25 protein-coding genes are annotated in these 23,040 nt (G+C 65.1%); 14 read left to right on the forward strand and 11 right to left on the reverse strand.

The window, feature by feature from the left end; translation table 11 throughout:
* Window positions 1-109, forward strand: a 109-nt coding sequence (locus tag IP89_RS23695; RefSeq protein WP_256203120.1) for a hypothetical protein, incomplete at its 5' end; no start/stop codon positions are given.
* Here the strand turns inward: IP89_RS23695 and IP89_RS06600 are convergent.
* Window positions 110-301 (reverse strand): hypothetical protein, encoded by a 192-nt coding sequence (locus tag IP89_RS06600; protein ID WP_043308539.1) that lies wholly within the window; start codon window positions 299-301, stop codon window positions 110-112.
* Window positions 302-317: 16 nt separating this feature from the next.
* Window positions 318-1,169, reverse strand: a complete 852-nt coding sequence (purU, locus tag IP89_RS06605; RefSeq protein ID WP_043308541.1) for a formyltetrahydrofolate deformylase — start codon at window positions 1,167-1,169, stop codon at window positions 318-320.
* 305 nt (window positions 1,170-1,474) lie between these two features.
* On the opposite strand from purU, the gene mvaT reads away from it, so the two are divergent.
* Complete coding sequence (gene mvaT / locus IP89_RS06610) at window positions 1,475-1,852, forward strand: histone-like nucleoid-structuring protein MvaT (protein ID WP_043308542.1); 378 nt, start codon at window positions 1,475-1,477, stop codon at window positions 1,850-1,852.
* 50 nt (window positions 1,853-1,902) lie between these two features.
* Here the strand turns inward: mvaT and sbcB are convergent, their stop codons facing one another.
* Complete coding sequence (gene sbcB, locus IP89_RS06615) at window positions 1,903-3,333, reverse strand: exodeoxyribonuclease I (RefSeq protein ID WP_043308544.1); 1,431 nt, start codon at window positions 3,331-3,333, stop codon at window positions 1,903-1,905.
* Window positions 3,334-3,495: 162 nt separating this feature from the next.
* On the opposite strand from sbcB, the gene IP89_RS06620 reads away from it, so the two are divergent.
* From IP89_RS06620 to IP89_RS06650, 7 genes are all read left to right on the forward strand, one after another.
* The gene (locus IP89_RS06620; RefSeq protein ID WP_043308545.1) at window positions 3,496-4,260 is read left to right on the forward strand and encodes an integral membrane protein; all 765 of its coding nucleotides are present in this window, start codon (window positions 3,496-3,498) and stop codon (window positions 4,258-4,260) included.
* Between the two features lie 92 nt (window positions 4,261-4,352).
* Window positions 4,353-5,066: an RDD family protein gene (locus tag IP89_RS06625; protein WP_043308548.1), complete on the forward strand. Its 714-nt coding sequence runs from the start codon at window positions 4,353-4,355 to the stop codon at window positions 5,064-5,066.
* Window positions 5,063-6,043, forward strand: coding sequence for a stage II sporulation protein M (locus IP89_RS06630; protein WP_043308549.1), 981 nt, complete (start codon window positions 5,063-5,065; stop codon window positions 6,041-6,043). The genes IP89_RS06625 and IP89_RS06630 overlap by 4 nt, the downstream gene beginning before the upstream one ends.
* On the forward strand, window positions 6,030-7,616 hold the full coding sequence (locus tag IP89_RS06635; protein WP_043308551.1) for a DUF4129 domain-containing protein: 1,587 nt from the start codon (window positions 6,030-6,032) through the stop codon (window positions 7,614-7,616). Before IP89_RS06630 ends, IP89_RS06635 begins: the two co-directional genes overlap by 14 nt.
* A complete protein-coding gene (locus tag IP89_RS06640) occupies window positions 7,613-8,899 on the forward strand; it encodes a DUF4350 domain-containing protein (RefSeq protein ID WP_043308555.1) in 1,287 nt (428 codons plus the stop codon). The genes IP89_RS06635 and IP89_RS06640 overlap by 4 nt, the downstream gene beginning before the upstream one ends.
* Entirely contained in the window at window positions 8,896-9,972 is a 1,077-nt protein-coding gene (locus IP89_RS06645) for a MoxR family ATPase (protein WP_256203117.1), read from the forward strand. Before IP89_RS06640 ends, IP89_RS06645 begins: the two co-directional genes overlap by 4 nt.
* 10 nt (window positions 9,973-9,982) lie before the next feature.
* Entirely contained in the window at window positions 9,983-11,314 is a 1,332-nt protein-coding gene (locus IP89_RS06650; RefSeq protein WP_043308556.1) for a DUF58 domain-containing protein, read from the forward strand.
* A gap of 5 nt (window positions 11,315-11,319) precedes the next feature.
* Here the strand turns inward: IP89_RS06650 and IP89_RS06655 are convergent, their stop codons facing one another.
* Together IP89_RS06655 and erdR are read right to left on the reverse strand one after the other, a co-directional pair.
* Window positions 11,320-11,685 carry a diacylglycerol kinase gene (locus IP89_RS06655; RefSeq protein ID WP_043308557.1) on the reverse strand — a complete coding sequence of 122 codons (366 nt, stop codon included), beginning with the start codon at window positions 11,683-11,685 and terminating at the stop codon, window positions 11,320-11,322.
* 68 nt (window positions 11,686-11,753) lie between these two features.
* A complete protein-coding gene (erdR, locus tag IP89_RS06660; protein ID WP_043309017.1) occupies window positions 11,754-12,404 on the reverse strand; it encodes a response regulator transcription factor ErdR in 651 nt (216 codons plus the stop codon).
* Between the two features lie 127 nt (window positions 12,405-12,531).
* Between erdR and IP89_RS06665 the strand changes: the two genes are divergently transcribed.
* On the forward strand, window positions 12,532-13,413 hold the full coding sequence (locus tag IP89_RS06665) for a DMT family transporter (RefSeq protein ID WP_043308559.1): 882 nt from the start codon (window positions 12,532-12,534) through the stop codon (window positions 13,411-13,413).
* Window positions 13,414-13,442: 29 nt separating this feature from the next.
* Here the strand turns inward: IP89_RS06665 and IP89_RS06670 are convergent, their stop codons facing one another.
* Window positions 13,443-14,156, reverse strand: coding sequence for a tRNA-uridine aminocarboxypropyltransferase (locus tag IP89_RS06670; RefSeq protein WP_043308561.1), 714 nt, complete (start codon window positions 14,154-14,156; stop codon window positions 13,443-13,445).
* A 123-nt stretch (window positions 14,157-14,279) separates the two neighbouring features.
* On the opposite strand from IP89_RS06670, the gene IP89_RS06675 reads away from it, so the two are divergent.
* On the forward strand, window positions 14,280-14,681 hold the full coding sequence (locus IP89_RS06675; RefSeq protein WP_043309019.1) for a quorum-sensing-regulated virulence factor family protein: 402 nt from the start codon (window positions 14,280-14,282) through the stop codon (window positions 14,679-14,681).
* 1 nt (window position 14,682) lies between these two features.
* Here the strand turns inward: IP89_RS06675 and IP89_RS06680 are convergent, their stop codons facing one another.
* A complete protein-coding gene (locus IP89_RS06680) occupies window positions 14,683-14,874 on the reverse strand; it encodes a hypothetical protein (protein ID WP_043308563.1) in 192 nt (63 codons plus the stop codon).
* 195 nt (window positions 14,875-15,069) lie between these two features.
* On the opposite strand from IP89_RS06680, the gene IP89_RS06685 reads away from it, so the two are divergent.
* The gene (locus IP89_RS06685) at window positions 15,070-16,149 is read left to right on the forward strand and encodes an LOG family protein (RefSeq protein ID WP_043308565.1); all 1,080 of its coding nucleotides are present in this window, start codon (window positions 15,070-15,072) and stop codon (window positions 16,147-16,149) included.
* Window positions 16,150-16,239: 90 nt separating this feature from the next.
* On the opposite strand, the gene recX is transcribed toward IP89_RS06685, so the two are convergent.
* The 3 genes from recX to IP89_RS06700 form a co-directional block, all read right to left on the reverse strand.
* Window positions 16,240-16,695, reverse strand: a complete 456-nt coding sequence (recX, locus tag IP89_RS06690) for a recombination regulator RecX (RefSeq protein ID WP_043309020.1) — start codon at window positions 16,693-16,695, stop codon at window positions 16,240-16,242.
* A gap of 37 nt (window positions 16,696-16,732) precedes the next feature.
* On the reverse strand, window positions 16,733-17,779 hold the full coding sequence (recA, locus tag IP89_RS06695) for a recombinase RecA (protein WP_043308566.1): 1,047 nt from the start codon (window positions 17,777-17,779) through the stop codon (window positions 16,733-16,735).
* Window positions 17,780-17,866: 87 nt separating this feature from the next.
* Window positions 17,867-18,367, reverse strand: coding sequence for a CinA family protein (locus tag IP89_RS06700; RefSeq protein WP_043308568.1), 501 nt, complete (start codon window positions 18,365-18,367; stop codon window positions 17,867-17,869).
* Window positions 18,368-18,443: 76 nt separating this feature from the next.
* Between IP89_RS06700 and mutS the strand changes: the two genes are divergently transcribed.
* Window positions 18,444-21,011, forward strand: a complete 2,568-nt coding sequence (gene mutS / locus IP89_RS06705) for a DNA mismatch repair protein MutS (protein ID WP_043308570.1) — start codon at window positions 18,444-18,446, stop codon at window positions 21,009-21,011.
* Window positions 21,012-21,151: 140 nt separating this feature from the next.
* On the forward strand, window positions 21,152-21,475 hold the full coding sequence (fdxA, locus tag IP89_RS06710) for a ferredoxin FdxA (protein ID WP_043308572.1): 324 nt from the start codon (window positions 21,152-21,154) through the stop codon (window positions 21,473-21,475).
* A gap of 439 nt (window positions 21,476-21,914) precedes the next feature.
* On the opposite strand, the gene rpoS is transcribed toward fdxA, so the two are convergent.
* The gene (gene rpoS, locus IP89_RS06715) at window positions 21,915-22,919 is read right to left on the reverse strand and encodes an RNA polymerase sigma factor RpoS (RefSeq protein WP_043308573.1); all 1,005 of its coding nucleotides are present in this window, start codon (window positions 22,917-22,919) and stop codon (window positions 21,915-21,917) included.
* Window positions 22,920-23,040 lie beyond the last annotated feature (121 nt).

Consider the following 23,040-nt stretch of genomic DNA (forward strand, 5'->3'; position numbering starts at 1 on the left):
CCTCAACCAGGAAGGCGTGGAGAACCTGCAGGCGACCCTGCGCGCCTGTGGCGACCTGGAACAACAGGCCTCGCGCCTCAAGCAGCTGGTCGACAGCTTCCGCATCTGATCAGGCGGGCGCGGAATCCTCCGCGCCCTGCCCGTCTTCTTCGTTCTCGGCGGCATGGTCTTGCACCTGCCGCCAGAGCTCGGCGGCACCGGGGAACTCGGTGCCATCCGTGTCTTGCAAGGCTTCGGGATCGTAACGCTGCAGGCAACCCTCACCGAGAGTTGGCGGCGGTATGGCCTCGCCTCGTTTCATCCTCGCCTCCCGACGGTCAGTCGAACACCACCGTCTTGTTGTCGTGAATCAGCACGCGGTCTTCCAGGTGGAAGCGCAGGCCGCGCGACAGCGCGATCTTCTCCACGTCCTTGCCCAGACGCACCATGTCCTCGACGCTGTCGCGGTGGCTCACGCGCACCACGTCCTGCTCGATGATAGGGCCGGCATCCAGTTCCTCGGTGACGTAGTGACAAGTGGCGCCGATCAGCTTGACGCCACGCAGCGACGCCTGGTGATAGGGCTTGGCGCCGACGAAGGACGGCAGGAAGCTGTGGTGGATGTTGATGACCCGCCCGGCGTACTCCTGGCACAGCTGCGGCGGCAGGATCTGCATGTAACGCGCGAGCACCACTGCATCGGCCTGATATTCACCGACCAGGCGCGATACCTCGGCGAAGGCCGGGGCCTTGTCCTTGGGGTCGACCGGAACATGGTGGAAGGGAATGCCGTGCCACTCGACCATGCTGCGCAGGTCGTTGTGGTTGGACACCACGCAGGGGATCTCGCAATCCAGCTCATCGCTGTGCCAACGGTGCAGCAGGTCCGCCAGGCAGTGCGATTCGCGACTGGCCATCAGCACCACGCGCTTCTTCACCTCCGAATCGGTGACGCGCCACTCCATGGCGAATTCTTTGGCGATCGGGGCGAACGCCTGACGAAAACCGTCGAGGTCGAACGGCAGCGAGTCTGCGCGAATCTCGTGGCGCATGAAGAACCAGCCACTCTGGTTGTCCGAGTGGTGGCTCGCTTCGGTGATCCAGCCGTTGTAGGTAGCCAGGAAATTACTGACCTTGGCGACAATGCCGACGCGGTCCGGGCAGGCGATCACCAGCCGAAAAGTGCGCATGAGGGAAACTCCAGAAACTTCGCGAGGCGCCATTCTAGCCGCAGCGGGGGAAAACTTCAGTACTTCCCAGCTCCACAGAACCTAGCCTGGCGGCCGCATAATTTAAGGCCGAGCAACTAATTTCGCACTGCTACACCAGTGCAAGAATGCTGCAACAAACTCCCTACCACGGCGACTACTTGGGGATAATCGGAAAAATATGCAACAAACAACAAATAGAAACTTGTCCGATTTGTTTACTTGACCATTTTGCCTGTCTATTATTGCCCCACTTACATCTGCAACTGGCCATTAGGTAGAACAACATGTCCCTGATCACCGAATATCGCGCCACCGAAGAAGCCATCAAAGAGCTGCAAGAGCGCCTGAAGAACCTGTCGCAAGACAACAAGCTGCAGAAAGAACTCGAGTTCGAAGGCAAACTGCGCAGCCTGATGGGTGAATACCAGAAGTCGCTGCGTGACGTTATTGCCCTGCTCGATCCGGATGCAGCCAAGGGCGGTAAAGCTGCTCGTGCGGCCAAGCCTGCCAGCGGCAAGCGCGCGCGCAAGGTCAAGCAATACAAGAACCCGAACACCGGTGAAGTGATCGAGACCAAAGGCGGCAACCACAAGACGCTGAAAGAATGGAAAGCCAAATGGGGCGCTGCCACCGTTGAGAGCTGGGCCACCCTGCTGGGCTAATCCCCAGAGCAATACAAAAATGCCGGCTAAATGCCGGCATTTTTATGTCCTTAGAAATAGCGCTCCTGTAATAGCCCGGCATACTCGCTCCAGGCTCGCAATATATCTTGCTGGCCTTCCCCCGCCAGCGCCCATTCGGCCTGCATGGCCTGCTGGAAACCTTCCAGCGTATTGGGTGCCCCCGCATCAGCACTGCTCAGGCGCAGCCGGCAGAACTCCCGCCAACTCTCCAACTCGCTCGCCGACAATGAATCGGGGAAGTTGCGTGCCCGATAGCGGAACAACAATTCAGGCAAACGCTCATCACTGAATGCCCAATTACCGTGCACAAGTTGCTCGGCAGACGCATGTCGAACCTGCTCGCATAGGCGGCGATCCCGATCGCCGAGGAATCCGGAATAAAGTTGCTGTTCAGGATCGCTCGACCCCTCGAAGTCATCGGACGCATAGAGTTCCTGCAACTTCGCCTGCCATAGCGCCTGGTCGTTACGCAGTTGCTGAGCCCGCCGTTCACACTCATCCAGATCGAGCTGCAGGCGGGCAATATCCTCGCCACGCAGCACCTTGAGCGGCGCCACCACCGGGCACTTGTTGATATGCAGCAACTTGAGCGGCACCGACAACTCGCCGTCGACCAGTTCATCGCGCCGGGTATACAGGCGCCGACGCAGGCTCTCGGCATCCAGCTCCAGCAACGGTCGTGGATCGGATTGCAGATCGCAGACGATCAGCGCATTGCGATTGCGTGGGTGCCAGGCCAGCGGCAGGACCACCGCCAGGTAGTTGCGGCTGCCGGCAAAACGGCCAGAGATGTGCACCAGCGGCTGCAACAAGCGAATCTGCTCCGTCACCTTGGCCTTGCTGCGCAGCTGATAAAGGAAGTCGTAGAGACGCGGCTGGCGCTCCCGGATCAGGCGCGCCAGGCCGATGGTCGCCCGTACATCGGACAGAGCATCGTGGGCCTGCCCATGGTCGATGCCATTGGCCACCGTGAGCCGCTCGAGCTTGAGCGACACGCGCCCCTCCTCGTCCCGCGGCCACTCGATGCCTTCCGGGCGCAGCGCATAGGCCGCCCGCACCAGATCGATCAGATCCCAGCGGCTGTTGCCGCCCTGCCATTCGCGGGCATAAGGGTCATAGAAGTTGCGGTACAGGCTGTAGCGCGTGACCTCATCATCGAAGCGCAGGCTGTTGTAGCCGGCGCCACAGGTACCGGGCAGCGCCAGCTGCTCATGCACGCGCGCCATGAACTCGACCTCGGCCAGCCCTTTCTGCTCCAGCACCTGCGGCGTTATGCCGGTGATCCGGCAAGCGGCCGGGTGCGGCAGGATGTCGTCCGAGAGCCTGCAATAGAGATTGATCGGCTCGCCGATCTCGTTGAGATGCTCGTCGGTACGGATGCCCGCGACCTGCAGCGGTCGGTCGCAGCGCGGATTGATGCCGGTGGTCTCGTAGTCGTACCAGAAGATGCTCGCGGACAAGGTCGTTCCCCATGGAAAAGGCTGCGCCAGTCTAGCATCGCGCGACAGGTCGCCAGCCGCCGCCAAAGCTTGACGTGGCTCACGCGGCCCGACTTGCCGCTGATGGAGGGCGGCTATAGCATGGCGAGATCAGGATTTCCCCACCACAAGGACAGTCAGGCCATGAGTGAATCCACCACTCCCAATCCCTACGCAGCACCCACCAGCAATCTGCAGGAAGCGCCCAGCAACAGCCAGGTGCCGACTATCGAAGAAGCCCTCAGCCGCGGTTATGACTTCAGCATCGGCGACCTGATCGGCGAAGCCTGGCAACGCGTCAAAGGCACCAAGGGCATCATCTTCGGCGGCTTCCTGGTCTTCTATGTGGTGATGCTGGTCGCCACCACCGTCATCGGCGCCATCTTCGGCGTGCTGGGTCTGGCGGCCGAAACCAGCGTCACCGGCATGATCGTCGGCCAGCTGATCGTCTCCGTACTGGCCTCCGCGCTGACCTACCCCTTCCTCGCCGGCATCAACATGGTCGGCATCCGCCGCGCCGCCGACCAGCCCGTCAGCTTCAACGAAGTGTTCAGCGGCCTGAGCCTGTTCGTGCCGCTGCTGATCACCGCGCTGATCATGAGCGTGCTGGTCTATATCGGCACCCTGCTGCTGATCATCCCGGGCATCTACCTCGGCGTCGCCTACATGCTCGCCATGCCGCTGGTGATCGAGCGCGGTCTGACCCCGAGGCAAGCCCTGGAAGCCTCGCGCAAGGCCATCTCCCAGCACTGGTTCAAGGTCTTCGGCCTGTTCCTGCTGCTCGGCATCATCATGGCCATCAGCATGATCCCGCTGGGTATCGGCCTGGTCTGGACCCTGCCGCTGTTCATCATCAGCATGGGCGTCCTGTACCGCACCATCTTCGGCGTGCTGCCTCCGAGCAACTGATACGCCAATAAGTTCGGGCCGCCATGGGCGGCCCGATTGCTTTAGCGCCCTGCTGCTGGCTAGCATCAGGCTTTCCTCGATGCAGTCGACCGATGCAGCCTAACCCCGCCCTGCCCAGCACCGCCCTTCTGGACACCCGCCTGCAGGTGGAAACACCAGAAGGCATCGACCTGATTCTGCGCCCCGCCGGCCTCATGCCGCGCGCCCTGGCCTTCGGTATCGACCTGCTGATCCGCGGTGGCATCCTGATTGCCGCCTTCGTCGTGCTCGCCATCCTCGGCCAGTTCGGCGCAGGCCTCGGCACCATCCTCTACTTCCTGATCAACTGGTGGTACCCGGTGCTCTTCGAGGTCCTGTACCAGGGCCGCACCCCTGGCAAGAAAGCCATGGGCCTGCGCGTGGTACATGACGACGGCACCCCTGTGGGCTGGGCCGCCTCGCTGACCCGCAACCTGCTGCGCGCCGTGGACATGCTGCCGTTCGCCTACTGCGTCGGCGCCATCAGCAGCCTCAGCCACGCCTCCTTCAAGCGCCTCGGCGACCTGGCCGCCGGCACCCTGGTGGTCTATCGCGACGACGAACTGAAACGCCCACAGATTCCCGAAGCGGACGTCGAGCGTCCGCCCTTCACCCTCAACCTGGCCGAGCAGCGCGCCGTGCTGGACTTCGCCGAGCGCGGCACCAGTCTCTCCAGCGCCCGCCGCGCCGAGCTGGCCGGCATCCTCGCCGAGCCACTGGAAAGCCTGCCGGAGCATGCCGAGAAGCGCCTGCACGGCATCGCCCGCGGATTGGTGGGCTCGGCATGAAACAGCACCTGTTCGAACAACGTCACGGCGCCGACTGGCAACGCTTCGAGTCGCGCCTGGCCAGCCTGGAAAACGGCAAGGTGGAGCGCAAGGACTGCGAGAGTTTCGCCGCCGACTACCGGCATATCTGCCAGCATCTGGCCCTGGCCGCAGAGCGCGGCTACAGCAGCCACCTGATCGATCAGCTGCAGCAACTGGCCATGCGCGGCCACCAGCAGTTCTATCGTCACCGCAGCCACCTCGGTGCGCAGATCATCCGCTTCGTCATCGCCGGCTTCCCGCAACTGGTGCGCCGCGAATGGCGCGCCGTGGCGGCCGGCTGCCTGCTGTTCTTCGGCGCCCTGATCGGCATGGGCCTGCTGACCTGGCTGTTCCCCGAGATGATCTACAGCGTGATCGCACCGGAGCAAGTGCGCGAGATGGAGCAGATGTACGACCCGGGCGCCCGGCGCATCGGCCGCTTCTCCGAACGCGACTCCGGCGATGACTGGATGATGTTCGGCTTCTACATCATGAACAACATCGGCATCGCCTTTCAGACCTTTGCCAGCGGCCTGATCTTCGGCCTCGGCAGCCTGTTCTTCCTGCTCTACAACGGTCTGGTGATCGGCGCCGTCGCCGGCCACCTGACGCGCATCGGCTACAGCGAGACCTTCTGGTCCTTCGTCATCGGCCACGGCGCCTTCGAACTCACCGCCATCGGCCTCGCCGGTGCTGCCGGGCTCAAACTCGGCTGGGCCCTGCTCTCGCCGGGCCGCCTGAGCCGTGCCGAAGCGCTGCGCCAGGCCGCTGGCCAGGCCATACAGCTGGTCGCCGGGGTGATCCTGTTCCTGTTGATCGCCGCGTTCATCGAGGCCTACTGGTCGTCGATGACCTACGCCAGTGCCGTGACCAAGTACTGGGTCGGCGCCGGCCTGTGGCTGCTGGTGGTCGCCTACTTCCTGTTCGCTGGACGGAGCCGCCATGCGCCTGACTGACGCCAGCGTCGCCATCCGCCCGCGCACCGCCTGGGAAGCGATCGATCTCGGCGTGCTCCTGGCCCGCAGCCATGCCGGTCTGCTGATGCTCAGCTGGGCCGCCGTGACCCTGCCGCTGTTCGTCCTGCTCACCGCCCTGCTCTGGCAGTACCCGACCATCGTCGCGCTGCTGCTCTGGTGGCTGAAGCCGGCCTGGGAACGCCTGCCGCTGCACATTCTGTCGCGCTCGCTGTTCGGCGACGTGCCGACGCTCAAGGAGGCGCTGCGCGCCCTGCCGCGCCTGCTCAAGCCACAGCTGATCGCCAGCCTGACCTGGCGCCGCCTGAGCCCGACCCGCAGCTTCGACCTGCCGGTACTGCAACTCGAAGGCCTTGGCGGCGAGGCGCGCAGCAAGCGCCTGACCGTGCTCGGCCAGCGCCACGCCGGCGGCGCCACCTGGCTGACCGTGCTCGGCGTGCACTTGGAAATGCTGCTGTGGATGGGCGTGGCCACGCTGATCTGGTTGCTGGTGCCGCAACAGGTGGAGATCCAGCTGGACTGGGACAGCCTGATCGAGGCCAGCAGCGGCAACTGGCTGTGGCTGGAGCACCTGTCCAACCTGATCTACGCGCTGGTGCTGGTGTTCTGGGAGCCGATCTACGTCGCCTGTGGCTTCACCCTCTATCTCAACCGGCGTACCGATCTGGAAGCCTGGGACATCGAGCTGACCTTCCGCCGCCTGCGCCAGCGCCTGGTCGGCAGCGCCTACGCCCTGCTCCTCGCCTGCGCCGTGCTGACTCTGGCCCTGCCGGCCGGTGACGCTCTAGCCGACGAGCCCGTGGGCACCTGCCCGGTGCCGTTCGACGACCCCATCGGCCCCGATGCCGAGCGTCTGCTCAACCAACCGCTGACCAGCAAGGCCGCCCACGACGGCATCACCAAGCTGCTGGACAGCGCGCCCTTCGAGAACCGCGAGACCGTCACCCGCTGGCGCTTCGGCGACAAGGAAAAGGCCGAGGAGCCGAGCGAGGAAGATATCGAGGACTTCGCCGAGCTGCTGGATAAGCTGGCCGCGCTCGGCGACTGGTGGCGCAAGCTCGACCTGCTGGCGGTGGCCTTCGAGGTGCTGCTGTGGACTCTGCTGATCCTCGCCATCGCCCTGCTGCTGTGGCGCTACCGCGAGTGGCTGGAAACCTTCGTCGGCCGCCTCGGCCTGCCGCAGCGCCGCGTACGCGAGATGCCGAGCCAGCTGTTCGGCCTGGAAGTCGCCCCCGAAAGCCTGCCCGACGATGTTGCCGGCGAGGCCGAAAGACTCTGGGCGGAGCAGCCACGCGAGGCTCTCGGCCTGCTCTACCGCGCCCTGCTCAGCAGGCTGCTGCATGACTTCCGCCTGCCGCTCAAAGGCTCGCACACCGAGGGCGAGGTGCTGCGCCTGGTCGAGCGCCTGCAGCGCGACGAACTGAGCCGCTTCAGCCTGGTGCTGACCCGTCACTGGCAGAACCTCGCCTACGGTCATCGCCTGCCGCCTGACAACCTCAAGCGCGGTCTCTGCGAAGGCTGGCGGCGCCTGTTCAGCCAGGGGGCGGCCACATGAACCGCCCGCTGAAGATTGCCCTCGGCGGCCTGCTGCTGATCGTGCTCGGCTGGCTCGGCATGTACATCATGCAGAAGCTGCAGCCCTACGAGGAAACCATCAAGCACGGCCCCTCCCCCGAGGCACGCGCCAACGAATACCTGGCCGCGGAGATGTTCCTGCGCCAACAGAAGCTCAGCGTCAAACACGCTGACGGCCTGGACGTGCTCAACGGCCTGCCCTCCGCCGGCCAGACCCTGATGCTGTTCGCCCCGCGCAACAACATGACGCCGCGCCAGGCCAAGCAGGCGCTGGACTGGGCCGCCCAGGGCGGGCACCTGGTATTCGTCGCCGAAGAGGTGTGGGACGAAGAGGAAGGCCGCAGCGGCGACCTGCTGCTCGACGCCCTCGGCGTGCAGCAATACAGCGCCTACGACGATGAGGAAGAAGACGAGGACGCTGCCGAAGAGGCCGACAGCAGCGAAGAAGCGGCCGCTGAGAGTGACGACGAATCCAGCGACGAAGAAACCGCCACCGCAGACGAACAGGTCGAGAGCGAGCAGGACGCAGAAGCTACCGAGGAAGAAGAGGATCGCTACCCGGAGCTGACCAAGATCTACCTGGAAAACGAAGAAGCGCCGGCCTACGTCGAGTTCGACACCGACTACCACCTGCTGGACAGCGAGAACCGCGCCTACGCCTGGGCCAACAGCAGCGAGTCCACCCACATGCTGCAACTGGAACACGGCAAGGGCCTGGTCACGGTCCTCACCGATGCCTGGCTGTGGCAGAACGGCAGCATCGGCGACTACGACAATGCCTGGCTGCTCTGGTACCTGGGCCAGGACAGCGCCGTGACCCTGGTCTACAACGCCGAGCGCGACGACCTGTTCAGCCAGCTGCGCAAGCATTACCCGGCCGCCCTGGCCGCCCTGGCCCTGCTGATCGCCCTACTGTTGTGGCACGTCGGCATGCGCCACGGCCCGTTGCTGGCGCCGCCCGTACATGCCCGCCGCCAGCTCGAAGAACACCTGCGCGCTGGCGCCGACTTCCTCCTGCGTCGTGCGGGCCAACAGCATCTGCTGGGCAACCTGCAGCGCGACATACTGCGCCGCGCCCGCCATCGCCACCCCGGTTTCGAACGCCTGGCCGTGGCCGAGCAATGGCAGGTACTGGGCCGCCTCACCCGCTTGCCCAGCAGCGCCATCAGCGCGGCCATGCGCCCGCTGCCGGCACAACGTCTTTCCGCCGCCGACTTCACCCGCCAGGTCGCCAACCTGCAAACCCTCAGGAATTCCCTATGAGCGATCAGATCCCGCAGCAACCCGCCACTCCCGAAGAGCCTGTCGCCCCCGTCGCCCCAGTGGCGCAACCCGCAGCGCCTACCGCGCCCGCCGCCTCGGTGAATCCGGCCGTGCAGCAGCGCCAGCGCGCCAGCCAGATGCTCCAGGCCCTGCGCCAGGAACTGCAGAAGGCGGTGGTTGGCCAGCACGAGGTGATCGACGACGTGCTCACGGCCCTGATCGCCGGCGGCCACGTGCTGGTCGAGGGCGTGCCCGGCCTGGGCAAGACCCTGCTGGTACGCGCCCTGGCCAAGTGCTTCGGCGGCGAGTTCACACGCATCCAGTTCACCCCGGACCTGATGCCTAGCGACGTCACCGGCCACGCCGTGTATGACTTGCAGACCGAGCAATTCAAGCTGCGCAAGGGCCCGGCCTTCACCAACCTGCTGCTGGCCGACGAGATCAACCGCGCGCCGGCCAAGACCCAGGCCGCCCTGCTGGAAGTGATGCAGGAGCGCCAGATCACCCTGGAGGGCCGCGCCATGCCGGTGCCGCAGCCGTTCCTGGTGCTGGCCACGCAGAACCCGATCGAGCAGGAAGGCACCTACCCGCTGCCGGAAGCCGAGCTGGACCGCTTCATGCTCAAGCTGCGCATGGACTATCCACAGGCCGACGAGGAGCTGTCGCTGGTGCGCCAGGTGACCCGCTCGGCCAAGGCCGACATGCTCGAGGTGGCGCCGCTGCGCACCCTGCTGCAGGCCAAGGACGTGCTGGTCCTGCAGAAGATCGCCAGCGACCTGCCGATCGACGACCAGGTGCTCGACTACGCCGTGCGCCTGGCCCGCGCCACCCGCAGCTGGCCGGGCCTGGCCATGGGCGCCGGTCCGCGCGCCTCGATCGCCCTGGTCCGCGGCGGCCGTGCCCGCGCCCTGCTGCGCGGCGGCGACTTCGTGCTGCCGGACGACATCAAGAGCTGCGCCCTGGCCGTGCTGCGTCACCGCGTACGCCTGGCGCCGGAACTGGATATCGAGGGGCTGTCGGTAGATCAGGTGCTGCAGCAGCTGCTCGACCAGGTTCCGGCGCCGCGCCTGTGATCGCCCACGCATGAAGCCATCCCGCCTGTTCCTCGGCCTGCTCGGCGCCCTGCTGGCCCTGGCCATCGTCCTCGGCACGCTGCCCCTGCTCGGCATCAAGCTGCCGCAGACTCTGCAGCCGCTGTGGTGGGGCCTGCTGCTGGCCCTGCTGCTGATCGCCGGCCTGGACGCCGCCTGGCTGCGCCGCCTGCCTTCGCCGCGCCTGGAGCGCCAGCTGCCAGGCAACCTGCCGCTGGGGCGCTGGAGCGAGGTGCGCCTGACCCTGCATCACGACTATCGCCTGCCGCTGGCCGTGCAGGCCTTCGATCACCTGCCCGAGCACATGGACTTCGAGTTCCTACCGCAGCAGGTGGAGCTGCATCCGGGCGAGCAGACCGAGTTCGGCTACCGAGTACGCCCGCTCAAGCGCGGCCACTTCCACATCCCGCGCTGCGAGCTGCTGCTGCCCAGCCCGCTGCGCCTGTGGCAGTCGCGCCGCTTCATCGAGCAGGCCAGCGAGACCCGCGTCTACCCGGACTTCGCCCGCCTCTACGGCGCCCAGCTGATGGCGGTGGACGACTGGCTCAGCCAGATGGGTGTGCGCCAGCGCCAGCGCCGCGGCCTCGGCCTGGAGTTCCACCAGCTGCGCGAATTCCGTGACGGCGACACCCTGCGCCAGATCGACTGGAAGGCCACCGCGCGCAAGCGCACGCCGATCGCCCGCGAATACCAGGACGAACGCGACCAGCAGATCGTCTTCCTGATCGACTGCGGCCGCCGTATGCGCAGCCAGGACGACGAGCTGTCGCACTTCGACCACGCCCTCAATGCCTGCCTGCTGCTCAGCTACGTGGCCCTGCGCCAGGGCGATGCGGTGGGCCTGGCGACCTTCGCCGGCGAGCAGGACCAGTACCTCGCCCCGGTCAAGGGCCAGGCGCATATCAGCAACCTGCTCAACGCCGTGTACACCCTCGACAGCACCCGCCGCCCGGCCGACTACGCGGCGGCAATCAATGCCCTGCTCGCCCGCCAACGCCGCCGCGCCCTGGTAGTGCTGGTGACCAACCTGCGCGACGAGGACGACGAGGAACTGCTGGGTGCGGTCAAGCGCCTGGGCCGTCAGCACCGGGTGCTGATCGCCAGCCTGCGCGAGGAGGTGCTGGATCGCCTGCGCCACACCCAGGTGCAGGACTACGAACAGGCGCTGGCCTACTGCGGCACCGTGGATTACCTGAACGCCCGCGCTGGCCTGCACGAGCGCCTGCTGGCGCACGGCGTGCCGGTGCTGGATGCCAGACCCAAGGAGCTGGGGCCGGAGCTGGTCGGCCGTTATCTGGCCTGGAAGAAGGCCGGGGTGCTGTAAGGCCTTCAGCCGATCAGGATGATCGCCCAGACCAGAGCGATCACCGCCAGGGAAGTCAGCTGGGCAGCGCTGCCCATGTCCTTGGCGTTCTTCGACAGCGGGTGGCGCTCCAGCGAGATGCGGTCGATAGCTGCTTCCACCGCCGAATTGAGCAGCTCGACGATCAGCGAGAGCATGCTCACCGCCACCATCAGCGCCCGCTCCACGGGGCTGACATCGAGCCAGAAGGCCAGCGGAATCAGCACCACATTGAGCAGCACCAGTTGGCGGAAGGCGGCTTCGCCGGTGAAGGCCGCGCGCAGACCATCGAAGGAATAGCCGGCGGCGTTGAGGATACGTTTCAGGCCGGTCTGGCCCTTGAATGGCGACATGAGGTACTAGGGTCCTGTGACGGTGACGGCGGCACCTTAGGGCGCGCGCCGTCAAAAATGCGTGAAGGTCACTGCCCGGGAATCGATTCCATCTGCTGCAGCAGCAGCGCTGCCTGGGTGCGCGTGCGCACGCCGAGCTTGCGGAAGATGGCAGTGACGTGAGCCTTGATGGTGGCCTCGGAGACGTTCAGCTCGAAGGCGATCTGCTTGTTCAGCAGGCCCTCGCAGACCATGGTCAGCACACGGAACTGCTGCGGCGTCAGGCTGGCCAGCCCGGCACTGGCGGCCTTAGCCTCGGCCGACACGCTGGCTGTCTCGAAGGCCTGCGCCGGCCACCAGACGTCACCATCGAGCACCTGGCGCACCGCCTGCTGCAGGGTCTCCAGCGGGCTGGATTTGGGGATGAAGCCGCTGGCGCCGAACTCACGCGCGCGCGACACGACAGCCGCTTCTTCCTGCGCCGAGATCATCACCACCGGCACCTGCGGATACTGCCCGCGCAACAGCACTAGGCCGGAGAAGCCGTAGGCGCCTGGCATATTGAGGTCGAGCAGGACCAGATCCCAATCGCCCTTCTCGGCCAACCGCGCCTCCAGCTCGGCAATGCTGGCAGCCTCCACCAGGCGCACGTCCGGACCCAAACCCAGAGTCAGCGCCTGCTGCAGGGCGCTGCGGAACAGCGGGTGGTCGTCGGCGATGAGAATCTCGTATGCGGCCATGGCTTTCCTGTTCTTGTTGTCGAGCGGGCTGGCTGGCGAAGCGGCGCCCAGCATGCCCAGCCATGACGGGGTGGTCAAGCTTCCCGCTTTGCGGCAAAGTCGCCGACTTTTCCTGCCGAGAACCACCATGCGAAGCCAAGCCCTGCGTGCCGACCTGTTGATGTTGCTGACCGCGATGATCTGGGGCTCCGCCTTCGTCGCCCAGCGCCTGGGTATGGATGCGGTGGGGCCCTTCCTCTATACCGGTCTGCGCTTCACTCTCGCCAGCCTGGTGCTGCTGCCCCTGGTGCTGTGGCTCGGCCAGCGCGACAGCGAGCACAAGCCGGCGCCGGTCAACCGCGGCCTGCTGCTCGGCGGCCTGGCCATGGGCCTGGCCCTGTCGCTGGGGATCAATCTGCAGCAGGTCGGCCTGCTGTTCACCAGCGTGACCAACTCCGGCTTCATCACTGGTCTCTACGTCATCGTGGTGCCGCTGCTCGGTCTGCTGATCGGCCAACGCACCGGCATGGGAACCTGGCTGGGCGCCGGCCTGGCGGTGGTCGGCATGTTCCTGCTCAGCGTCGGTGAGGGCTTCCAGGTCGCCTCCGGCGACTGGCTGCAGCTGACCGGAGCCTTCGTCTGGGGCGTGCATGTACTGCTGGTGAGCTTCTTCGCCAGCCGCCATGACCCGCTGCGCCTGGCCCTGCTGCAGTTCGCCACCTGCGCCGTGCTGAGCCTGATCCTGGCGGTGGTATTCGAAGAGATTCGCCTGGACGCCATCCTCGCCGCGGGCCCGGCCATCCTCTATGGCGGCCTGTTCGGCGTGGCGGTCGGCTTCACCCTGCAGGTGGTGGCGCAGAAACACGCCATCGCCTCGCATGCGGCCATCATCCTCTCGCTGGAGGCGGTGTTCGCCGCCATCGCCGGCGCCCTGTTGCTCGGCGAGGCACTGGCATTCAAGGGCTACGTCGGCTGTGCGCTGATGTTCGCCGGCATGCTGCTGGCCCAGCTGTGGCCGAAGAAGGCCTGAAGACCTGCCACGGGACAGGCGTCGAGGCGTTAAAGGAAGGGCTTGAGCGCCTGGTGCGCCGGGCTCTGCTCGTCCAGCACGCGGCGGTGCTTGGCACTCAGGTAGTGCTCGGTGAACAGATCCAGCCAGGCATCCAGCGCCCCCGCGGCCTGCGACTCGCCGGCCAGCTCCAGGCACAGCGCGGCAACCTCGGCAGTACACAGGTGCTCGTCGCGCTTGGAGCGACGCAGGCGGTAGCGCGATAGCTGCTCCGGTCGCAAGCTGAGCACCGGGAAGCGGTTCAGGTACGGGCTCTTGCGGAACATCTTGCGCGCCTCGGTCCAGGTCGCGTCGAGCAGGATGAACAGCGGGAGCTTGCCGGCAACCGGCGCCGGCAGCTCCTCGATCACCCGCTCGGGCTCGGCATATTCGCCGGGGAACACTACGCAGGGCGCGTACTGCGGATCATCCAGCAGCGCCAGCAGGCGCGGGTCGACCGCGGTGCGCTGCCAGCCGAAGGCATGGGTATCGGCCACCAGGTCGGCGATCAGCCAGCCGGTATTGCTCGGCTTGAGCGCCTCCACGTCGTACATGATCAGGCACACGCCAGCCTGCACCTCGACCTTGGGTCGCCAGGCGCACAGGCAATAGCTGGGGATCACCCGGCAGCCGGGGCAGCGTTCGGAGCGCGAACCACGGGAAACGAAGGGCTTCAGGCTGCGCGCCAGGCGTTCGGCGCGCAGACGGGCGACGGCATGGCTCATGATCGACTCCACGGAAAAGGCGCGCAGTCTACCTTCGCCGCGGGCGGGGAGTAAGATGGGGGCCTGCTGAACCCGGGCAAGGAGCGCCGGTCGAAGGCAGCATCGCATTCTATGGAGATCACCATGCCCCGCCTCATCGCCCTGTTCGCCCTCGCCGCCCTCCTGCCTGTCGCGCAGGCCGCTTCGCTGCAGGAGCACGAGCTGACCCGCACACTGGAGCAGGTCGCCAAGGAAAGTAGCGTCGGCACCCCGCGGGCGATCAACGAGGACATTCTCGATCAGGGCTATACGGTGGAAGGCAAGGAGCTGGTCAACCATCTCAGCGTGCGCGCCGCGCATGCCGCGCAGATGCGCGCCAATCCGGACACGGTACGCCAGCAGCTGGCAGCCAGCGTCTGCCGCAACCCTGGCTATGTGCGCCTGCTGGACAGTGGCGCGGTCCTGCGTTACCAGTTCAGCGAATACAAGACCAACCGTCCGGTTACCGTCGAACGCTTCGCCAAGGCCGACTGCGGCCTGCAGTGATTCATCCCTTGCCGCGCTGCTGCTCGCCGTCGGCCCTGAGCTCGGCCAGCAGCGCCTGCATGTAGCTGGCGCGGCGCACACCGCCCTCCAGCCGGCGCAGACACTCTTCCTCCAGGCTAAGACCATTGGTACGCGCGGCCTGCGTCAGCAGGCGGTATAGATCCAGATCCAACTCCAGCGTCAACTTGGGCATACCTGCCCCTCCCTTCCTGCTCTGCACCGCACGCCAGGGCCTGCGGCAAACCTGTCGCTTCCAGCAAGTAAAACAGAGGGTCACGGCCTGTTCAGGCCGGCGGACGAACGGCAAAGATTCATCGGACGGGGCCATACTCAGTACAGGGCCGCCGCCATGTCAGCGGCCCGGCCTCAGTAGTGGAAGGAGATGTACATGCCTTACGAACCGGATGAATACCTGTCCCGCCACTTCCACACCAGCGGCGTCGACCTGACCAGCAAGGTAGAAGAGCTGGCCGCCCTGGTGGTCCCCGCCAACAGCCCCAATCTGCCGCTGTACCAGGAAATGCTCACCACAGTGATCCGCATGGCCCAGGCCGACCGCAATCGCTGGGACGCCAAGATCATGCTGCAGACCTTGCGCGAGATGGAGCAGGCCTTCAGCACCCTCGAACAGTTCAAGCGCCGGCGCAAAGTCACGGTCTTCGGCTCGGCGCGCACCCCGGCTGATCACCCCGTCTATCACCTGGCCCGCGAGCTGGGCCAGACCCTGGCGCGCCTCGACCTGATGGTGATCACCGGTGCCGGCGGCGGGGTGATGGCCGCCGCCCATGCCGGCGCAGGATTGGAGAACAGCCTGGGCTTCAATATCACCCTGCCCTTCGAGCAGAACGCCAATGCCACGGTGCACGGCACCAGCAACCTGCTGTCGTTCCACTTCTTCTTCCTGCGCAAACTGTTCTTCGTCAAGGAAGCCGATGCCCTGGTGCTCTGCCCAGGCGGCTTCGGCACCCTGGACGAGGCGCTGGAGGTGATGACCCTGGTGCAGACCGGCAAGAGCCCACTGGTGCCCATCGTTCTGCTCGACGAGCCGGGCAGTGACTACTGGCACCAGTTCCTCGAAGTGATCCGCGCCCAACTCCAGGAGCGCCGCTACATCCTGCCCAGCGACCTGCATTTGGTGCGACTGGTGCACAGCGCCGAAGAGGCCGGCCAGGAGATTGCCCGCTTCTACCGCAACTACCACTCCTCGCGCTGGCTCAAGGGGCAGTTCGTGATCCGCATGAACCACCCGCTCAGCACAGCAGCCCTGCACACCCTGGACAAGGAATTCGCCGACCTGTGCCTGAGTGGCGGCTACCAGCAGCAACCCGCCCAGGACAAGGAGCGCGATGAACCGGAGCTGTTCGACCTGATCCGCCTGGCCTTCCACTTCAACGCCCGCGACCACGGGCGGCTGCGCGAGCTGGTGGACTTCATCAACCTGCCACAGAACTGGGCAGCCAATAGCTGAACAGGCGAGGCCGGCGGGGCCTCGCCTAATCGGCGCTACAGCAGAAAAAACAGAGCCCGGAGAAGGGAACGCTCCGGGCTCAAGGGGAAATCAGTCCAGACTGGCACCGCGCAACAGGCGGCCGATCTGTTCCTGGGAAAAACCGCGATAGGCGAGAAAGCGCGCTTGTTTGGCCTTCTCACGCATATCCGCCGGCAGCTGACCGGCGAACTTGCGCTGCCACAGCTCGCGCAACTGCTCGCCCCAATCGATCTCGGCCTCACTCAGCGCCTGCTCGATATCCTGTCGGGGCAGGCCACGCTGCGCCAACTCCTCACGGATGCGTAGCGGACCATAGCCGGCACGTCCACGACTGGCGACGAAGCTCTCCAGGTAACGAGCCTCCGACAACAGACCTTCTTGCGTCAGACGGTCGAGGGCGCTGTCGATCAGCTCCTGCGGGGCGCCGCGCTGGCGCAGCTTGCGCACCAGCTCGACCCGACCATGCTCGCGCCGGGCCAGCAGGTCCATGGCAACCCGGCGCACGGCGACCGGGTTGTCGAGCATGCCGTTCACGGAGCCTTCCATGCCTCAGGCGCGCCGATCAGGCGTCCAGATCGGCCGTCTCGTCGGCATCCGCCTCGACCGCACCACGAGCTGCGGAGTCGACCAGCAGCTTCTCGCGGATGATCTTCTCGATGGCGCCGCCCACTTCCGGATTGTCTTCCAGGTACTTGGCGGCATTGGCCTTGCCCTGGCCGATCTTGTTGCCTTGGTAGCTGTACCAGGCACCGGATTTCTCCACCAGACCGAGTTGCACGCCCAGGTCGATGATCTCGCCGGTGCGGTAGATACCCTTGCCGTACATGATCTGGAACTCGGCCTGACGGAACGGCGGGGCCACCTTGTTCTTCACCACCTTGACGCGGGTCTCGCTGCCGACCACCTCGTCGCCTTCCTTCACTGCGCCGGTACGGCGGATGTCCAGGCGTACGGAGGCGTAGAACTTCAGGGCGTTACCACCGGTGGTGGTTTCCGGGTTGCCGAACATCACGCCGATCTTCATGCGGATCTGGTTGATGAAGATGACCAGGCAGTTGGCGTTCTTGATGTTGCCGGTGATCTTGCGCAGCGCCTGGCTCATCAGACGGGCCTGCAGGCCGACGTGGGCATCGCCCATTTCGCCTTCGATCTCGGCCTTGGGCACCAGGGCGGCCACGGAGTCGACGATGATCACGTCAACCGCGTTGGAGCGCACCAGCATGTCGGTGATTTCCAGGGCCTGCTCGCCGGTGTCCGGCTGCGAGACCAGCAGGTCGTCGACGTTGACGCCCAGCTTGCCGGCGTAGTCCGGGTCCAGGGCGTGTTCGGCATCGACGAAGGCGCAGGTGGCGCCGGCCTTCTGGGCTTCGGCAATCACCGACAGAGTCAGAGTGGTCTTACCCGAGGATTCCGGACCGTAGATCTCGACGATACGGCCCTTCGGCAGACCGCCGATGCCGAGCGCGATGTCCAGGCCGAGGGAGCCGGTGGAAATGGCGGGAATCGCCTGACGCTCGTGGTCGCCCATGCGCATCACGGCACCCTTGCCGAACTGCTTCTCGATCTGGCCCAGGGCAGCCGCCAACGCGCGCTTCTTGTTCTCGTCCATTTCCATCCTCACGTGATCAAAGGGAGCCTAGCGCTCACCAACAACTGTATAAGTAGACAGTAGTATTCCATAAGGCAAGTCACTCGCCTACCCCCGCTCGGGATTTTCTCCTGCCGCCAGTCGGAGCAGCCCCTGCAGAGCCCGCTGCACCGTATGCCGCCGCACCGCCTCGCGGTCGCCGGGGAACTGACAGCGCTCGGCGAAGCGCCGCTCGCCATCGCCCCAAGCCAGCCACACGGTGCCGACCGGCTTCTGCGGCGAACCACCACCAGGGCCGGCGACACCGCTGACCGCCACGGTGAACCGCGCACCGCTGCGTTTATGCGCCCCATCCACCATCGCCTCGACCACCTCGCGGCTGACCGCGCCGACGCTCGTGAACAGCTCTGCCGGCACGCCAAGCTGCGCGGTTTTCTGCGTATTGGAATAGGTGATGTAGCCCGCCTCGAACCAGGCCGAGCTGCCGGCGATACGAGTAATCGCCTCGGCGATGCCGCCACCAGTGCAGGACTCGGCGGTGCTGACCTGGGCACCAAGCCTCTGGAGCGCCGAGCCCAACTCTTCAGCCAACTGCGTGATGGAATCCATATGCTCTCCGGGGTGAAACGGGCAAGGGGGATACCCTACACTAGGCGCTTTTGCGATTTCAGCCGGACCGAACAGCATGAGCGATTTGTCAGCCCACACACCGATGATGCAGCAGTACTGGAAGCTGAAGAACCAGCACCCGGACATGCTGATGTTCTACCGCATGGGCGACTTCTATGAGCTGTTCTACGAGGACGCCAAGAAGGCCGCGGCCCTGCTCGACATCACCCTCACCGCCCGCGGCCAGTCGGCTGGCCAGGCCATTCCCATGGCCGGCATCCCCTTCCACTCGGCCGAAGGCTATCTGGCGCGCCTGGTGAAGTTCGGCGAGTCGGTGGCGATCTGCGAACAGATTGGCGACCCGGCCACCAGCAAGGGCCCGGTGGAGCGCCAGGTAGTGCGCATCATCACCCCCGGCACCATCAGCGACGAGGCCTTCCTCGACGAGCGCCGCGACAACCTGATCGGCGCCATCCTCGGTGACGAGAAGCTGTTCGGCCTGGCCGTGCTGGACATCACCAGCGGCCGTTTCAGCGTGCAGGAAATGAAAGGCTGGGAGAACCTGCTGGCCGAACTGGAACGCCTGAGCCCCGCCGAGCTACTGATCCCCGACGACTGGCCACAGGGCCTGCCGATCGAGAAGCGCCGTGGCGTACGCCGCCGTGCGCCCTGGGACTTCGAACGCGACAGCGCGCGCAAGAGCCTGTGCCAGCAGTTCGGCGTGCAGGATCTCAAGGGCTTCGGCTGCGAGGGCCTGACCCTGGCCATCGGCGCCGCCGGCTGCCTGCTGATCTACGCCAAGGAGACCCAGCGCACCGCCCTGCCGCACCTGCGCAACCTGCGCCATGAGCGCCTGGACGACACCGTCATCCTCGACGGCGCCAGCCGCCGCAACCTGGAGCTGGACACCAACCTCGCCGGTGGCCGCGACAACACCCTGCAATCAGTAGTCGACCGCTGCCAGACCGCCATGGGCTCGCGCCTGCTGACCCGCTGGCTGAACCGCCCGCTGCGTGACCGCAATGTGCTGGAGGCGCGTCAGGAGGCCATCGCCTGCCTGCTCGACCGCTACCGCTTCGAACTGCTGCAGCCGCAGCTCAAGGACATCGGCGACGTCGAGCGCATCCTCGCCCGTATCGGCCTGCGCAACGCCCGCCCACGCGATCTGGCGCGCCTGCGTGACGCCCTCGCGGCCCTACCGCAACTGCAAAGCGCGATGGCCGAGCTGGATGCCCCGCACCTGGCCGAGCTGGCGGTGAACATCCGTACCTACCCGGAACTGGCCGACCTGCTGGCCCGTGCCATCATCGACAACCCGCCGGCGGTGATCCGCGACGGTGGTGTGCTCAAGACCGGCTACGACGCCGAGCTAGACGAGCTGCAGTCGATCAGCGAGAACGCCGGCCAGTACCTGATGGACCTGGAGGCGCGCGAGAAGGAGCGCACCGGCCTGGCCAACCTCAAGGTCGGCTACAACCGCGTGCACGGCTACTTCATCGAGCTGCCGAGCAAGCAGGCCGAATCAGCCCCGGCCGACTACATCCGTCGCCAGACCCTGAAGGGCGCCGAGCGCTTCATCACCCCGGAACTGAAGACCTTCGAGGACAAGGCACTGTCGGCCAAGAGCCGCGCCCTGGCCCGCGAGAAACAGCTCTACGAAGAACTGCTGGAGCTGCTAATCGCCCAGCTGGCGCCGCTGCAGGACACCGCCGGCGCGCTGGCCGAGCTGGACGTGCTGGCCAACCTGGCCGAGCGTGCACTGAACCTCGACCTGAACCGCCCGCGCTTCGTCGAAGAGCCTTGCCTGCGCATCGACCAGGGTCGCCACCCGGTGGTCGAGCAGGTACTGGAAACGCCGTTCGTCGCCAACGACCTGGGGCTGGACGACAACACCCGCATGCTGATCATTACCGGCCCGAACATGGGCGGTAAATCGACCTATATGCGCCAGACCGCGCTGATCGTGCTGCTGGCCCATATCGGCAGTTTCGTCCCCGCGGCCGCCTGCGAGCTGTCGCTGGTCGACCGCATCTTCACCCGCATCGGCTCCTCGGACGACCTGGCCGGCGGCCGCTCCACCTTCATGGTGGAAATGAGCGAGACCGCCAACATCCTGCATAACGCCAGCGACCGCAGCCTGGTGCTGATGGACGAAGTGGGCCGCGGCACCAGCACCTTCGACGGCCTGTCGCTGGCCTGGTCGGCCGCAGAACACCTGGCCAAGCTGCGCGCCTGGACCTTGTTCGCCACCCACTACTTCGAGCTGACCGTGCTGCCGGAAAGCGAGCCGGTGGTGGCCAACGTGCACCTCAACGCCACCGAGCACAACGAGCGCATCGTCTTCCTGCACCATGTGCTACCCGGCCCGGCCAGCCAGAGCTACGGCCTGGCGGTGGCCCAGCTGGCCGGCGTTCCCGGCCCGGTGATCCAGCGCGCCCGCGAGCATCTGGCCCGCCTGGAGACCACCAGCCTGCCGCACGATGTGCCACGCAGCGAGCCGGGACAAATAGCCGCACCGATGCAGAGCGACATGTTTGCAGCCCTGCCACACCCGGTGCTGGAGGAGCTCGGCAAGGTCAATCCCGATGATCTGACCCCTCGCCGCGCCCTGGAGCTGTTATATACATGGAAGACACGCATCTGACAGAGAGCCGCTCAAGCTGTTAGAATCGCGCGCATTTTTCAGATCGCCCGGTTTACAGCCTGAGCCGCGGCCTTTATCGCGCACCTGCAAACCCTGCACAGACGGGGCCCAGGCGCCGCCGCCCGAGGAGAGAATCAGAGATGACCTTCGTCGTTACCGACAACTGCATCAAATGCAAATACACCGACTGTGTCGAAGTCTGCCCGGTGGACTGCTTCTACGAAGGTCCGAACTTCCTGGTAATCCACCCGGATGAGTGCATCGACTGCGCACTGTGCGAGCCGGAATGCCCAGCCCAGGCGATCTTCTCCGAAGACGAAGTGCCGGATGGCATGCAGGAGTTCATCGAGCTCAACGCCGAGCTGGCGGAAGTCTGGCCGAACATCACCGAGCGGAAGGACGCGCTGCCGGACGCCGAGGAGTGGGACGGCACCAAGGACAAACTGAAGCACCTGGAGCGCTAAGCGCCCCAAAAGCAAAAGGCCCGCATCTGCGGGCCTTTTCGTTTCTGGCGTTCCTGCGGGCAAAAAAAAGGGGCGGTGTTAGCCGCCCGCTCTTTCTTCCCTACTCCCTGAGAATCCTTTCATCTTCCTGATGAACTGCATCCTGCAGTGGTTCCTCGATCACCGTCCTGGCAACCGCGCCTTATCCCTAGGCACGGCTTCATATTAGCGTTTCGCCGGGACCGAACAAGCCCACCTAGACGCTAGAAAACCAATCACCCGCAACATGTAGACAGATTTAAATTATTTAAAATCAGATAGTTACCTAAAACCCATAGATAAGAATAGATCGCAACCAATGCATTTAGCCTGCGATTTCCTACACACAATGTAAGCAATCGCTTACATTGACCGGCAATAAAAAGCCCGGCGAAGGCCGGGCTTTTTATCTTGGGAGCCGCTACTGGAACAGTGCGTCGCTGGACAGGCCATTCTTCTCGAGTATCTCGCGCAGGCGCTTGAGAGCCTCAACCTGAATCTGCCGTACCCGCTCGCGAGTCAGACCGATCTCCTGGCCAACCTCTTCCAAGGTGCAGCTCTCATGGCCGCGCAGGCCGAAGCGGCGTACCACCACTTCGCGCTGCTTGTCGGTCAGCTCGGATAGCCACTGGTCGATGCTCTCCGAGAGATCATCGTCCTGCAGCAGCTCGCAAGGATCCGTAGGGCGCTCATCGGTCAAGGTATCGAGCAGCGTCTTGTCGGAGTCCGGGCCGAGGGAAACATCCACCGAGGTGACCCGCTCGTTGAGACCGAGCATGCGCTTGACCTCGTCGACCGGCTTCTCCAGCAGGTTGGCGATTTCTTCGGCAGAGGGTTCGTGGTCGAGCTTCTGAGTCAACTCACGAGCCGCGCGCAGATAGACGTTCAGCTCCTTCACCACATGAATCGGCAGGCGAATCGTCCGGGTCTGATTCATGATCGCCCGTTCAATGGTCTGACGGATCCACCAGGTGGCGTAGGTCGAGAAGCGGAAGCCACGCTCTGGATCGAACTTCTCCACCGCGCGGATCAGGCCGAGGTTGCCCTCTTCGATCAGATCCAGCAGGGACAAGCCGCGATTGACGTAGCGTCGGGCGATTTTCACCACCAGGCGCAGGTTGCTTTCGATCATGCGTTTGCGCCCAGCAGGATCGCCCTTCTGCGCCAGGCGCGCGAAGTGCACTTCTTCCTGTGGGGTAAGCAGCGGCGAGAATCCTATCTCGTTGAGATACAACTGGGTCGCGTCGAGCGCCCGGGTGTAGTCAATGTATTTGTGCTGCTTGAGTGTGGTGGTCGAGTTCTTGGATTTGGCGCTGGAAAGTGACAGTTCGGCTTCCTCTGTCAGTTCTTCCAGAACGATGTCCGGCTCCATGAGGAGCACCTCATCGTCGACGTCAAACTCCGGCGCTTCTTTGTTGAGTGCCATTGTTGTTGTCCCATGCTGAGTTCGACAACAAGCCTTGGCTATACCCAACCCAGTTCGACATCAGGGAGAACCGGCCCCCCAAGCCAGTTTGGAAACTGGCCTGCCGCCGATCAATGCGCAC

The sequence above is a fragment of the Pseudomonas sp. ML96 genome (assembly GCF_000761545.1).
In the GTDB taxonomy this organism is placed as follows: domain Bacteria; phylum Pseudomonadota; class Gammaproteobacteria; order Pseudomonadales; family Pseudomonadaceae; genus Aquipseudomonas.